Genomic DNA, 15,428 nt, shown 5'->3' on the forward strand with positions numbered 1-15,428 from the left:
CATTATACAGGAGCGTACTACGTATGTTTTTATGCTTTATTTAGATTTTCACATTTTCGTGAAATTTTCTTAATACGTTATATTATTCTAAGATTAATTCTTTTCGAAGCAATTTTCGTTCCGATTGAAGTAAATTGATAAAAATATTTATTTATTTTTAAATAATTTTTCACATAATTAAAACTATGTTACTGACACACTTCATGTTCCGGTATTTTATCCAGAATTTCAAATTCCGAATTATTACTTTTAAATTCCGGCACAATAATCTTTAAAATCTTAACGACCTGTAAACTGTCTTTCTTTATCGCCGCCCGCATAATCTGTTTACATAAAATTTCAATGTCTTCAAATTCCATCACCGGATCCCTTGATATCAGTATTTTCTCATGATGCGTAGGAATAGTTGTGGAATTATCAGTCAAAAGCTCTTCATACAGTTTTTCACCGGGTCTTAAACCGATAAAATCAATTTTAACATCAACATCAGGCGTATATCCTGACAGTTTTATCATTCTTTTTGCCAGGTCCAGGATTTTAATAGGTTTACCCATATCAAAAACATAAATTTCACCTCCCTGTCCCATCGTGCCCGCCTGAAGAACCAGCTCGCAGGCTTCAGGAATCGTCATAAAGTAGCGGATGATATCAGGATGGGTAATCGTAACCGGGCCTCCTTTTTCAATCTGTCTTTTGAAATGCGGAATTACGGAACCATTGGAACCCAACACATTCCCAAAGCGTGTTGTAATAAATTTTGTAGTATTGTCAGGACAGTTTTGCAGTGACTGTACAAAAAGTTCAGCTGCCCTCTTGGAAGCTCCCATTACATTGGTGGGATTTACAGCCTTATCCGTAGACACCATGACAAAACAATCCACATTATACTGCCTGGATAATAAAGCCAAATTTTTAGTTCCTCCGATATTTACGAAGATAGCCTCATGCGGATTATCTTCTATTAAAGGAACATGCTTGTATGCTGCTGCATGATAAACTATTGAAAAACGGTATTCATCAAACAATTTTTCAAGCCTGTAGTGATTTGAAATATCCGCCAGAACAAATTTGAAGTTCTGATCAGGAAATTTCTCCAACAGCTCAACCTTCAGCTCATGCAAAGGAGATTCTGCCTGGTCTACAACCACAATAAGTGACGAGTCCAACCGGGCAACCTGCCTTACAATCTCACTTCCTATTGAACCTGCTCCTCCGGTCACCAAAATACTTTTATTAAAATGACAGCTTTTTACCTCCCCACTCTCTATTTCTATAGGGGCACGGTCCAGCAAATCTTCAATCTGAAGCGGACGAATACTTCCCACAAGAGTACTTTCTTTTATTTTTCTGATATCAGGCGCTTTAAATATTTTCAATCCTTTATCCAGAGCAAAAGCCGTCCATCCTTCCATTTCTGATCTGGTCATCATTTCCCTGATTAAAACCGCATCAAACCGGTCGGTCAAATGATTATTTTTAAGAAGCTCTTTTTTATTATAAATCTTACGCCCGAGCAGCATTGCTTTTTTAGAATCTGACCTGGCACTAAAAAAACCAGCCAGCTGATAGGCATGACCAGGATTGTGAATAATCGCATTCGCCAATGACACAGATTCACCTTCTACCCCGACAACAGCAATTCTCACTTTGGAAAAATTATTTTCAGGACCTATAAATACACTAAAAAACTGTTTGGTAATCATTCTGAAAAAGAACATCAGAAAAATAGAAATAAAAAAAAGCAGGAAAATAGCAGGATATGGATACATTGATCTTTCTAATGCTGATTCTGATATAAAATTCAGCCCCAGCAATACAATAAGAACACTCCCTGAAGACCATAAAATCCTAAAAAAGTCAAAAAAAGTAGAATGCCTTATAATACCCGCATATGTTTTAAAGGATAGCATAAACAGGACATTGACAACAATAAGCACCAAAAAGTCTTCATCGAAGTACTCAATAAAGTTAATTTTTACATGCAGGTTTTTTAAGAGCAAATATGTAGTTAAGGTAGAAAAGGAAACTATTGCAATATCAATAAAAAAAACTAACCATCTAGGTATATACCTTAACTCTTTGATTTTTAAAAAATTCACCATACTACAGAAGACCTAAAAAACATTATTTATCGTTTAATTCAGCACTTGATGGTTTTTAATTTCAAACAAATATAATTAATTATTAATAATATTTCACAATACAATGTGTTAATTTTAACTAATTATTCTATAAAAAATACAATATAATTAACCTTTTAATACTCACATCTTATTGCTACACAATATTTTCCAACCTTAATTTGCCCACTTAAAATATTATAAGATTTAACCCTAAATAAAAATGGGAAACCTGTTCATCTGCAGAAACGAAATATAAAATAAGACTTGAAATAACATTCTGTATACAGAGAGTTAAAAATAAAAAGAGACCCCTTGCTTTTAAACAAGAGCATCTCTTTTTATGAATGTAAAAGCTTATTTCAGGCTTACTTAGCCATAATCTGATCCATATAAGATTTATTATCCCAGAACAGATACTCCTCACTCATAGTACCGTCCGTTTTCCAAATACCAATAGTTGCCATCGGAAGTCTGAATTTTTTGCCTGTCGGCTGTATAAATGTTCCGTCACCCAAAGGCATTGGCTTGGTAAATGTTCCTTCCATATATCCCATTACTGCCGTGATATTTCCACTTCCTATTTTGATCGGATGTTCTTTGATTCTTGTATCGGGAGCATAAACAAACATTGCATCCAGTGTTTTGATATGCTGATCCAATCCTTTTTCAGTATGTCCATCCGGAAAGTGTACCAGAATATCTTTAGCATGACTTTCATGAAGACGGGTCCATTCCCTGTTACTGAAAACTATATAGTCCAACGTATCAAAGGTTGCCAGGTTTTTAGAAATAATTTCATTGGCTGCTGCCAATTCCTTGATTTGCTTTAGTGCTTTTTCGCTTTCTGAATTTTTTTTGCTTTGGGCATTGGCCGTAAGCCCCAGCATTGCTACAAATGATGTTATAAAAACTGCTTTTGTAATAAATGAATTTTTCATTTTCTATTGTTTTAAAATTATGAGACAAATTTCTGAAAACAACAGAATGAAGGGATAACACAAATCAGAAAAATAGTTGTGATTTTAGGAAATCAGTTTTGCCATTTCTTTTCTGTATTCAGAAGGAGTAAGGCCCGATTTTTTCTTAAAAGCATATGTAAAATAGGTTTTTTCATTGAATCCAAGTTCATAACCAACTTCAGCAATTGTCTTATCTGTTGTAATTAAAAGATTCTTGGCTTCAGTCAGTTTTCTGGTTTCAATGATTTCGGATACGCTTTGATGCAAGATATCCTGACAAATCAAGTTGAGATTTCTTGTGGACATAAAAAGTTTTTCAGCATAGAAATTCACATCTTTTGCTTCTTTATAATGTGTTTCCAAAAGCTGTAGAAAATTCTTAAATGTTAATCCCTGAATCTTTTTCGATTCATCATTGTTAAGGTTAAGTTTTTTTCTTTCGGATTCTATAATAGTAAATAAACTGCTTAACAGCTGCCTGATAACAGACAGGTCCGGAGCAGGCTGTAAATATTCCTGATAGATTATTTCACAAATTATATTGAGTCTTTCAAAACATTCATCGGTTTTAAGACAAATATTGGCTTTGTCGTGATAAGTAGCATACAGCTGAAAAACGGTATCCGCAATAAATTCGGTTTTGAAACGTATTGCCCAAATATCGCATTTATCATTTTTTGCCAAAGGCCGAACCCGATGAACTTTTCCCTGAGCAATAAAACTCACAAACGGAGCATCCATCAGCTGAGATTTTGAATCAATAAAATGTTCCAATTGACCGGATTTCCCGATCAGCAGCTCCTCAAAATCATGGTAATGCGGATCATTCTCTAAACGGCTTATTCTCTCAGATTCTGCCACATCTATTTTGAACATTTTAAAAATTTCATTCATCATCCTAATTTACATAAAAATATTTTTATAAACTCAGATTGAATGTTAATGGGAAATGTATCTTGAATATAGTATAAGTAAATTGTTTTTATTTTTAAATAAAAAAGGAAATGAATAGCTTAATTCCAGAACATGCTTGAAACATGATCCATATATCTATGCTATTTTAATTTTCATGAATATAATACTGCTTTAATTCTTTTAAATATCATCCAAACAAAAAAAGAGAAAATGCAATTATTCAATTTACAAATTCTCTTTTTATTAAAAAGTGACCGCAGAAGGATTCGAACCCTCACTGTCGGAGCCGAAATCCGAAGTTCTATCCATTAAACTATGCAGCCTTACTCATAAGCAATAAATAATCTCAGAGTATCATTGCTATGATTCCGACTGCGAAAATACTGATTTTTTTACAATTTATAAAGCCTGCAAAAGTTTAATTCCAAAATCATTGACAGGATAAATCATCTTTTTCACAAGTGATCAGTTGAGAAAATTATTAAGCAAAAATTGTCAATAGGGACAAATAATTAAAGCTCAGATATTTAAAACAGAACATGTAACATCCAAAATAAATTTCAGACTTATATTATAAACATATTATATGTTTTACAGATTAAAAAATTATGAGAAATAAAGTATTGTCAGCTTTTTTGTTGTTCTGGGCAGTTGCATTCTTTGCACAGAATAATCAACCTAATGATGAGTATGCCAAAGCCAAAGAAATCATTAAGGATCTGGATTCAATTGTTTCACCAAACGGGATCCAGGAAAGTTATCCTGTCACTATAGGAAATATAAAGCAGCAGGTATATGTAAGAGGACAGAATAAAGAAAACCCGATAATATTATTTGTTCATGGCGGACCAGCCTCCCCCGTAGCTCCGGTCATGTGGATGTTTCAGAGACCTGTTGAAGAATATTTCACAGTAGTTAATTATGATCAGAGAGCAGCCGGAAAAACTTATGCCATTAATGATACCGTTAATTTGGGAGAAACCATACACATTGATCAATATGTGAAGGATGCTATTCAATTGGCAGAGTATATTCAGAAAAAATATAACAAGAAAAAAGTCATATTAATGGGACACAGCTGGGGAACTATTGTTTCTATGAATGCAGCCCTGAAAAGACCTGATCTTTTTTATGCTTATGTAGGAATTGGTCAGATCATCAATACCAAAGACAATGAGCGTTTAAGTGTAGAATATGCTTTAAAAGAAGCAATCCGTTTAAAAAATGACATAGCTATAAAAGAACTGAAATCTATTGCACCCTATCCCGGAAATCAACCGGTTACAAGAGAAAGAATTATCATCGCAAGGAAATGGCCGCAGTATTATGGCGGGCTTACTGCATTCAGAAATAATTCTAGGTATTATTTTCAGGCACCTCTGCTCTTCTCAGAGTATTCGGAAAAGGATCTTGATGCCCTTGGTGGCGGAAGCCTTTTTACATTGAAAAGACTTCTACCTGAGTTTTTAAACGTTGATTTTAAAGGAGTAAAAAACTTTCCAATCCCAGTTTTTATGTTCATGGGGCGACATGATTACACAACTCCTTCTGAGCCTACAAATACATGGTTACAAAATGTAAAAGCACCTGTAAAAAAAGGAATCTGGTTTGAAAATTCCGCCCATCTTATCCCTTGGGAAGAACCCGGAAAGATGTTGGTTACCTTATTAAATGATGTCCTGCCAACTGTTACAGACAAAAAATAAATACACTTTATAAGAACAAAAAGGCCTTACATCCGGAATGTAAGGCTTTTTATTTTATTAAAATATCTTAAAGTCTAGAACGTAATTTTCACACCCCCCAGAATTTGTGCACCCAGGACCTTATACCCTTTATATGTCTGATAATTCGAGTTCAGAAGGTTATTTCCGATGGCAAAAACGCTGAAGTTTTTATGAAATTTATATTCCGCAGAAAGGTTCAGATCTGCATAGCCACCTACTTTGTCATTTCTGTCTTCCGTAGACTGATATGCCATTCCTCCCGGATTTGCTACCCCTTCAATGGCAAAAGAATTCGTTGTTCTGTCACTTGCAAAAATCCCCTTGAATCCTAACAATAGTTTTTTGTCAAGCATGGTATATTTCGCTCCGATACTTGCATTTAATAAAGGAACATTATAAATATCCTTATAGTTTTTAAGATCGTACTTTGTAAACTTTACTTCTGCATCTAAAATCAGGTTTTCAAGTGGGAAATACTGTAAACTTCCTTTGATATCACTTACATTTCCGTCATCATATACGGCAGAAAATGTGTTGGCAAAATTATATGCAGAACGGTTCAGAGTATAAGTATCATCAAACAGGTTATTTCCCTGGAAGAACATAATATTTCTCATCTTTCCATAGCCTGCGGAAACGTCATATTTGAAGGTTTCATCAATATCCCCTCTCAAACCTGCGTAAAAATGATACTGAGTCTCAGTAGGTCTTAAAAACTGGTCAGAAACGATGAATGGATTCGCCTGTAAAAGGTCTCCGTACGTATTCAGTTTAAGACCGCCGTCTACCCCTCCATAGAACTTAAATTCTTTAGCAGCAGCAAACTGGAATTCCGCCTGTGGAAACCAGTATGTTTTATTGTTTTTCACTTCCCCGCCAAGCAGATCATTTGAATTCTTGGCGTTCAGGAAAGAAAATGTAGATCCAAGCATTAAATAAGAATCTCCTTTTCTGAACGTTACTTTCGGATCTAAAGTTGTATTGAAGAAATTGGATGAATTTTTATCTCTGATGGCAAATTCTGTTTTCACAGCTTCAATACCTACTCCCAAATCTGCATTTAAATTGATTCCTGATTTGCCAATTTCAACGGCATGCTTTGAAAGATTTGCCAAGATGGAAACCTGATTTTCCTGCGCATCAAAATGATCTTTCAGGAAAGAAGATTTCACCCTTACATCATTTAAAATTTCATTGGAATAAAAATCATAATATCCATTCACCTTAAACTGGTTTACTTTCTGCTTCAAATCTACATCTGCAGCCGGTTCTAAGGCATAAATTCCGTAATATCTGTTATTATCCAAACCATACTGAGCATTCAGGTTGAATTTCCCTTTTTCACCGTATGAATTTAAATAAGCTCCGATTGCCGTAGAACTCTGTTTAGAATCCCACGCATATTCTTTTTTCAGGCCTAATGTAGATAGAAAGTGAAAATCTGCTCCAACTTCTAATTTATTGTCAAGTGTTTTGGAAATATTGGCATCTGCAAGGATTTTTCCGAAGTTACCCATTCCAAACTGAACGTAATTGTTCTGAGCTGTTCCCTCAAATTTCGGAGTCACATCCTGCCCCTGAATGGTAGAAGTTTTAAAATCCGAAACTGCAGGCACATCCGTAATGGTATACTTTACAGGATTCTGGGATTTTTCTTCCGGCGGATAATTCTTAATGGTTTCCACAGAAGTCTTCTTCTTCTCGATCTTCTTCACCTCTGGCTCCCGCTTCTTATTAAGAATCAGTTTTTCCTCCTTGATCTGGGCAAACGCAAACTGCGAAAACCCTAAAAATAATATGGATAATAATTGAATTTTTCTGTTCATTATTCTTTGTATTTATGTACTCATGTAAAATGTTTAATGATATTTACATGAACACGATACTACTTTTACTTTTTAATCTGCTTTTTAACCTCTTTTGCTTCTGCTACAATCTCCGGGAAATCTTTGTAATTCTCGATGATCTGGTCGCAGGTGTAGCTTGCCTGGTAATTGTCTTTCAGTCCCACATAGTTTTTAGCCATCAGCACCAAAGCTTTTGCTCCCCAGTAATCTTCGGAAGCATAATTGTTAGCCAGTTTAAAGATTGTCTCATTCGACGACTTGAATGCTTTTCCTTTATTCTGATAATAGGCTTTGGCATATAATGCTTCTGCTGCCACAGATGTATTGGAAGATTTCTCAAGAGAAGTATAAGCCGTCTGTGCGTCCTTATCTTTTCCTGAATTCATTAAGCTTCTCGCTTTGATCACTTTTGCAGTTTCAATAACTGCTGCAGAGTTTTTCGTGTTTGCGATCACTGCGTCCGCCAGCTTTTCAGCCTGGGAGAAGTTTTTCTCGCCTGCATAAATCTTCATCAACTCAACATTAGCATAATTTTTAATGTTGATGTCAGAAGAGTTTTTAATATTTTCAAGATATTTTTTGGCTTCTGCCGTATTCCCCTGAGCTACAAAAATCTGTGCCAGACGAGTCTGAGCATCATCCTGGTAATCATTCTGAACCGATGCCACTTCCTGAAGAACAAGAAGCGCTTTCGTAGCATTATTGGTTTGGTAATAACTTTCTCCCAGCTCGTATTTAGCCTGATAAAGACCTTCTCCGGTAGGATTCTGAGTTAAATATTTTTCGTAGTAAGAAATGGCATTCTTATAGTCTTTCTTCGTGAAATACTGTTTCCCGGTAGAAAGGTTGATTTCATCTATTTCAGATGCGGCCACATTTACCCCGATGCTTTTTGCAAAGCTTTCATATCCTGAAACGTCGCCGTTTTTCGTGAAAAGAGGTTTTGCAGCCTGAACAATCTTTTCAGCGTAAGCCGTATTTTTATATTGCTCACCTAAAGATTTAAGCTCAGAAAGTGCTTTATCGCTCTGGTTCTGGTCAATATAATTCTGTGCCCTGTAGATGGATGCATTCGCAACAAGATCTTTATCCGAAGATGTTTTGATCACTTTCGCAAAAGCATCATTGGAATTCGTAAAATCATCCTGAGCTGCGTATGCCGTTCCCATTTCATACTGGGCATCGTCATAATATTCCGAATCCGGATATTTGGATAAAAGATTTTTAAGATTAGTGATCTTTGCCTGTGTATCGCCTTTAAATCCTAAAGCCATTGCTTTCTGATATAAAGTGTAATCTGTCGCATCTTCATTCTTATCATAAATTGCAATAGCTTCGTTCAGGTCATTATTCGCATAGTGAATATCTGCCAGACGAAGTTCCGCATCGTTTTTAAATTCAGGTTTCGGATTGCTCAGATACTGTTTGAAATAGGTCTGTGCCTGGTCGAATTTTTTAGCTTTAAAATAAGCATATCCCAAATCATACGGCAATTGCTGTTTTTCAGGAAAGTTTTCGTTAAGCAGCTTTTCATAACGGGCAATGGCAGAGGGATAATTTCCCTTCTGGTAATACACCTGTCCCAACCAGTATAATGCTCTGTTATAAAATTCTTTATTGATATTAAATCCTAAACTTCTCAGGAAATACGTTTCTGCCTCGTCATAATTCCCTTTGTTGAATTCCTCCGTTCCTAATAAATAGGAAACCTCCTGATCCACTTTATTGATTTCAGGGGTAGAATCCTTAAGTCTGTCGATCGCATTAAGGGTTTCCTTATAATTTCCGGAGTATAAATATGATTTCACAAGGAGCGATCTCATTTCCGGAGCATTCGCATCATTCTGATTGTTATTGATATAGCTTTGAATCACCGCAGAAGGGCTTTCAAATGGGTTTCCTATATCATAACTTAATTTTGCATATTGTTCGTGTGCCAGTTTCTTTACTTTGGCATCATAATCCATCTGATAAGAAGAACGGAATGCTGAAAGGGCTTCCTGTTTTTTATCTACCGCCAGATAGGCATTCCCCAACTGATAGTAAGCATTCTGTGCAAGCGCTGAATTGCTGTTAACAAGCTGATTATAATAAGAAACTGCCTCATCATATTTTTTAAGCTGGGCAGCTACGAATCCCATTTCATAAAGGTCATTTTCAGAAGGGTTCTGCTGTACATTCAGGTAATCTTTCAGGTGCGGATAAGCCGAAGTATAATCATTTTTCATGAAGTAACTTTCCCCGATGATCTTGCGAACCTCCGCTTTGTAAGAATCGGAAATATCTTCGTTCAGAAGAGCTGTTCCTTCTGTAATTGCCTGGTCATAATTTTTGTCGTTATAGTACATCTGTACATAATAAGGACGTACCAGTTTAGAAAACTTAGGCTGGTCTTTTACCGAATCAAAATACTGGAAAGCCTTATCACTCTGTCTGTTTGAGTAATAAAGATGTCCCAGCATATAAGCTATATCTCCTTTTTGAGATTCATCAGCTGTTTTATAGGCTTCCTCAAGAGCGTCTGTAGCTCCTTTGGTATCTCCCATCATGAATTTGGCGTAGCCCAGTTTCAGAATATACTGTGTATTTTCTTCTTTTGAAAGCTGGTACTGATTCACTTTTTTCAGGGTCTCCAGAGCTTTCTCAAAATCTTTTTTGGCTAAATAATAATCAGCCAATGGAAGATTAGCCTGAGCAAAATATGCAGAATTCGGATACTCTTTCATGAAGGCAGTCAACCCTTCCTCTGCATGATTTTTCTGAAGAATCACCCCGATCACATTATCAAAAAACTGTGCTGCTTCTTTTCTCGATTTGGACAAGTTCTGGTTATAGAAGTATTGTCTTGCATATTCGAACTGGGAAGCATTGTATATTTTGGTCTGATAAAGATTTTCGGCGAGGTTGAATCTGTAGTTTTCTTTCTGTGTAAAGTACTGTGACTGTTGCGCTTCGGAAATTCCGAAATAAAGCACGGCAGCTGAGAGAAGGATTTTTTTTGAATTCATTCTTTTTCTGAATAAAAAGATTAGTCTATATAAGTTAACGAAAATATTAAAAACTTATTGTTTAAGCAAGTTTTAAAGGTTTAATAATCCAAAATATCAATTAAATACATTTCCCTGTCTGATGACAAAAAATGATTATTTTAGTGTCAGCAAAATTGAACAGAGAATCAATATTGAACCGTCAAAAAATATTTTGATTTAATCCTCATTCTACAGCAGCTAAAAACATACCATAACATGAAAATTAGAATACTTTTAGCATTAATTTTTGTCAATCTACTGCAGGCTCAAAAATTTTACTTTCCAAAAACTGCAGTGACTGACTCTACCGTTCTGGATAAACAGATGCCGCTTCTTGCCTCAAAACTGATAACGCAACCACGTTTGCAGAAATTAAAAAACACAAATAAAATTGCTTTTTCGGATAATCTTTTCCGTCTGCAAATGGTAGCTAAGGATTATAAAAAATCCGTTGCCACATTATCAGATTACCGGAATGAATTCGCTGATCACAGTATGGCAGGAAACAGATTCATTGCTTATGAATTCTACAGTCTGGCAAAACTGGCTGAGGAAAAAGACAAAATATCTTTTCATGATGCCCTTCAAAAAGCATTTAATAAAAAATATGAAAGCCTCACGGACAAATTAATCACTAAAGTAAATATGGCCGTTGATGGAGATGTTGCTGCTGCAAGAAAACTTCTGAAAGAGAGTCTGGATAAGCAGAAAGATAAAGACAGCATAGATTACGGGACAGCACTGGCTCTATGTAATAATTATTTGAATTATAAGACCTATTCCGGGATTAAACCGCAGATAATGGATCTAGCAAAGGCAAAAGAGCAGGAGAAATTCATCATCGAGACCAAAGATCTGAAAACAAAAAACGGGAGCACACTGACCATCACCATCGTCAGAAAAAAGGAAAACACATCCCCTCTTCCTGTTATTCTCACAAACAATATCTATGCGGGACCTTTTGATACTTATTTCGGAAAGAGAGCGGCTATTTATAACTATGTAGGAGCAGTTGTAAACACCCGTGGCAAGAGAAACAGCAATGATGAGAATAATCCTTTTGAACATGAATCCCAGGATATTTATGAAGTAATCGACTGGATAAGCAAACAACCCTGGAGCAACGGTAAAGTTGGAATGATTGGCGGAAGCTATCTGGGTTTCAGCCAGTGGGCTGCGGTAAAGAAACTACATCCGGCTTTAAAGACAATTGTTCCGCAGGTCGCTGTAGGAATCGGAATAGACTATCCGGCCCAAAATAATATTTTTATGAGCTATATGCTGCAGTGGATCAATTATGTAACTAACAATAAGCTTACGGATGAAGCGGATTTTAACAATTCCACGAAATGGGATTCCATTAATACTGCATGGTACAAAAGCGGAAAATCGTTCAGAGCTCTGGATACGATAAGCGGTAAACCCAACAAGATCTTTCAGAGATGGCTGGATCATCCGGGATATGATGAATACTGGCAGAAAATGGTTCCTTATAAAGAGGATTTTGCTAACATCAATATCCCGATCTTAACAACTACGGGCTATTATGACGATGACCAGATCGGGGCACTATCTTATTTTAAAGCTCATCATCAGTATAATAAAAATGCCAATCATTATCTGGTAATGGGTCCTTATGATCATGGCGGAGCACAAAGTTACGGATTTACTTATGTCGGCGGCAGGCCAATAGATACTGCAGCGAGAATAAGCATTGATGATCTGGCTTTTTCGTGGTTTGATTATATCCTGAAAAACGGTAAAAAACCTGAGCTTTTAAAAGATAAGATCAATTTTCAGGTGATGAATACAAATACGTGGAAACATGTTCCCACTCTGGAAAAAATGCATACTTCAACGGTTAAATTTTATCTTCAGGACCATAAAAACGCTTCATCAGTTTTTAATCAGCCAAGCGAGAAAAACTTCGTTAAACAAACCGTGGATTTTAAAAACAGGGACCAAAAAGACACCTATTACAAAGTAAGCAAAGTTGATAGTGTTAAAACTACAAATTCCATTCATTTTGAAAGTGAGGTTTTAGACAAAGACCTTATTATCAGTGGAAATCTGTCTGGCTTTTTCAATGTTGCCATCAATAAAAAAGATTTTGATACGGATACCTACCTATATCAGGTACAGCCGGATGGAAAAACGTTTCTGCTATCCACTCATATTGTAAGAGCAAGCTACGCAAAAAACAATGCTGTACGTCAGCTCCTTACACCCGGTAAAATAGAACAGATCCCTATTATAAATTCAATATTCATCAGTAAAAAAATAGAAAAAGGAAGCAAACTGGTTTTGTTAGTCGGTGTAAATAAAACCCCAAGCTGGCAGATCAACTACGGAACCGGAAAAGATGTAAGTGATGAAACCATAAAAGATGCCGGTGAACCACTGGAAATAAAATGGTACAATGACAGCTATGTGGAAATACCTATTTATCAAGAATAAAGGCTTTTAGCCTATAAACTTCTGCATTTTTAACTAAATATTAAGATGACGGTTAACATCAAAATAAAAAATCATTACATTTGCTTTTTTTCAAACTCAAATAAATATTGAATGAATCAACTTTTTAGAAGGAAAAACTATTCAGAAACAGATACGTCTACAAGCCTTTTAAGGGTTTTAGGTGTTTGGGATATTGTTTTTTTTGGTATTGCGGCCATTATCGGAGCCGGAAGTTTCAGCAGCTTAGGTGAAGCGGTTTTCAGAGGTGGTCCCGGAGTTATTCTACTGTATTTAATTTGTGGTTTTGCATGTGGTTTTACAGCATTATGCTATGCTGAATTTGCGAGTAGAATTCCTACAGCCGGTTCCGCTTATACATATGCGTATGCAAGTTTTGGGGAACTGATTGCCTGGGTAATCGGATGGGCACTGATCATGGAATATTCTTTCGGGAATATTTACGTTGCTTTTTCCTGGTCTGATTATTTCACCAGCTTCTTAGGGCGTCTGGGTATGCACATTCCTGATTATCTTACCTGCAGTTATACGGAAGCCAAAAAAGCTTTTCTATCCGGTTCCGAAAATAAAGAACTTTTAAATGCATGGAGCACTGCACCATTGATCGGAAGTTTAAAGTTCATCGTTGACGTTCCTGCATTGGTAATCAACGGTTTGATTACATGGCTTTGTTATGTAGGGGTAAAAGAAAGTAAAAATTTCAATAATTCTTTGGTTATTTTAAAGCTGGCGGTTATTGTTCTCGTAATCCTTGTAGGTTTTGCTTACATCAATACGGATAACTGGACACCTGTAAATCCGGAAACCCAGGTGGCTTCATTCATGCCTAATGGTTTTGCAGGAGTTATGAGCGCAGTTTCAGGGGTTTTCTTTGCCTACATCGGTTTTGATGCATTAAGTGTTCTTTCCGAAGAAACCAAAGACCCTCAGAAAACGCTTCCGAAAGGGATGATTATCTCTCTTGTACTTTGTACGGTAATTTATATTGCTTTAACTCTTGTTTTAACAGGAATGGTTGATTACAGGAAATTTGACGGTATAGGTGACCCGCTTTCATTCATATTTGAAAAATCTAATGCAAATGTAGCATGGATGGAACTTGTTGTTTCTTTCGTGGCTATTGTTGCTATTACTACCGTATTACTGGTATTCCAAATGGGACAGCCAAGGATCTGGTACGCCATGAGCCGTGACGGGCTGATGCCTGAGAAATTCAAGACTGTACATCCAAAATATAAAACACCTTCATTTGCAACTATTATTACAGGAATTGCAGTAGGAGTTCCTATTCTGTTTACCGATAAAACATTTATCCTTGATTTTACAAGTATCGGAACAATCTTCGCTTTTGTACTGGTTTGTGCAGGGGTCTTAATGCTTCCGGCAAAAGAAAAGATCAAAGGCAGATTTCACCTTCCGTATGTTAACGGTAAAATCATATTCCCCGTTATTTTCATTGGCGGATTAATTGGCTTCTATTTGTGGCAGCCTGAGTTTTTTACCAATTTAATGGACTGGAGCGATCCCAAAGAAGGAGAATTCAGAGCTTCTATTTTCGTATTCATCCTGATTAATCTGGTTCTGTGCATTTTTGCCTTTATTAAAAATTTCTCATTGATTCCATTAATCGGTTTAAGTTCATGCCTATATCTCCTTACGGGAATGAGCCATGAGAACTGGTTCTGGTTCGGTCTATGGTTCGCTTTAGGTTTGATAATCTATTTCTGCTACGGTTATAAAAACAGTAAGCTCAGAAAGGAAACAGCATAAAAATTATCTAAATAAATATAATAAAAGGCAAATTCGCAATCCGGTGAATTTGCCCTTTATTTTTCATTAAATCGGCAGAATTATTGCATAGTTTTCAATATAACTATAAACTGATTCACCATGTCACAAAGAATAAAAACTTACGGAGAATTCTATCAGTTCTATCTTACTGAACACAGTAAAACAGGAACAAGAATCTTTCATTTTATCGGAACTCTTCTGGTATTTGTTGTAATCTGGTATGTTATCAGCTCAGGCAAGGAAAGGTTTCTATGGTATATTCCAATCGTAGGATACGGTTTCGCATGGTTCAGTCATGCTGTCATTGAGAAGAATAAACCCGCTACATTCAAATATCCTTTGTGGTCATTGATTTCTGATTTCAGATTGTTTTTTGAATTGTTGACAGGCAAACAGAAATTCAGGGGAACAGTTCCTGAAGCAAAAGATTCTGAGAGTTTACATTAACCTATTTTTTGGACTACAAAATTCACAAAAGACTTTTGACTCTTAAGTTTATTTAGTTTAGTATTGAATGTTTCAGAAGTACATTTTAATAGATGTTCTTTGGGTAATTTTTAAA

The 15,428-nt window shown here is 35.9% G+C and carries 9 protein-coding genes and 1 tRNA gene; 4 read left to right on the forward strand and 6 right to left on the reverse strand.

Going from position 1 to position 15,428, the window contains the following annotated elements:
* Positions 1 to 188 precede the first annotated feature (188 nt).
* The 4 genes from ACQWU4_RS03375 to ACQWU4_RS03390 all read right to left on the reverse strand — a co-directional run bounded on the left by ACQWU4_RS03375 (position 189) and on the right by ACQWU4_RS03390 (position 4,320).
* On the reverse strand, positions 189 to 2,102 hold the full coding sequence (locus ACQWU4_RS03375) for a polysaccharide biosynthesis protein (protein ID WP_429934351.1): 1,914 nt from the start codon (positions 2,100 to 2,102) through the stop codon (positions 189 to 191).
* Between the two features lie 386 nt (positions 2,103 to 2,488).
* A complete protein-coding gene (locus ACQWU4_RS03380) occupies positions 2,489 to 3,061 on the reverse strand; it encodes an ester cyclase (RefSeq protein WP_429934352.1) in 573 nt (190 codons plus the stop codon).
* A gap of 84 nt (positions 3,062 to 3,145) precedes the next feature.
* The gene (locus tag ACQWU4_RS03385) at positions 3,146 to 3,958 is read right to left on the reverse strand and encodes a helix-turn-helix domain-containing protein (protein ID WP_429934353.1); all 813 of its coding nucleotides are present in this window, start codon (positions 3,956 to 3,958) and stop codon (positions 3,146 to 3,148) included.
* A 290-nt stretch (positions 3,959 to 4,248) separates the two neighbouring features.
* Positions 4,249 to 4,320: transfer RNA gene (locus tag ACQWU4_RS03390), tRNA-Arg, on the reverse strand.
* Between the two features lie 285 nt (positions 4,321 to 4,605).
* Between ACQWU4_RS03390 and ACQWU4_RS03395 the strand changes: the two genes are divergently transcribed.
* On the forward strand, positions 4,606 to 5,703 hold the full coding sequence (locus tag ACQWU4_RS03395; RefSeq protein ID WP_429934354.1) for an alpha/beta hydrolase: 1,098 nt from the start codon (positions 4,606 to 4,608) through the stop codon (positions 5,701 to 5,703).
* Positions 5,704 to 5,777: 74 nt separating this feature from the next.
* Here ACQWU4_RS03395 and ACQWU4_RS03400 read toward each other — a convergent pair whose 3' ends face one another.
* Together ACQWU4_RS03400 and ACQWU4_RS03405 are read right to left on the reverse strand one after the other, a co-directional pair.
* Entirely contained in the window at positions 5,778 to 7,550 is a 1,773-nt protein-coding gene (locus ACQWU4_RS03400; protein ID WP_429934355.1) for a TonB-dependent receptor, read from the reverse strand.
* A 65-nt stretch (positions 7,551 to 7,615) separates the two neighbouring features.
* The gene (locus tag ACQWU4_RS03405; protein ID WP_429934356.1) at positions 7,616 to 10,579 is read right to left on the reverse strand and encodes a tetratricopeptide repeat protein; all 2,964 of its coding nucleotides are present in this window, start codon (positions 10,577 to 10,579) and stop codon (positions 7,616 to 7,618) included.
* A 237-nt stretch (positions 10,580 to 10,816) separates the two neighbouring features.
* On the opposite strand from ACQWU4_RS03405, the gene ACQWU4_RS03410 reads away from it, so the two are divergent.
* The 3 genes from ACQWU4_RS03410 to ACQWU4_RS03420 all read left to right on the forward strand — a co-directional run bounded on the left by ACQWU4_RS03410 (position 10,817) and on the right by ACQWU4_RS03420 (position 15,313).
* Positions 10,817 to 13,057: a CocE/NonD family hydrolase gene (locus tag ACQWU4_RS03410; RefSeq protein WP_429934357.1), complete on the forward strand. Its 2,241-nt coding sequence runs from the start codon at positions 10,817 to 10,819 to the stop codon at positions 13,055 to 13,057.
* 111 nt (positions 13,058 to 13,168) lie between these two features.
* On the forward strand, positions 13,169 to 14,845 hold the full coding sequence (locus tag ACQWU4_RS03415) for an APC family permease (protein WP_429934358.1): 1,677 nt from the start codon (positions 13,169 to 13,171) through the stop codon (positions 14,843 to 14,845).
* A 120-nt stretch (positions 14,846 to 14,965) separates the two neighbouring features.
* A complete protein-coding gene (locus ACQWU4_RS03420) occupies positions 14,966 to 15,313 on the forward strand; it encodes an Mpo1-like protein (RefSeq protein ID WP_429934359.1) in 348 nt (115 codons plus the stop codon).
* Positions 15,314 to 15,428 lie beyond the last annotated feature (115 nt).

Source organism: Chryseobacterium sp. MIQD13, assembly GCF_050496705.1.
Classification (GTDB): Bacteria; Bacteroidota; Bacteroidia; order Flavobacteriales; family Weeksellaceae; genus Chryseobacterium.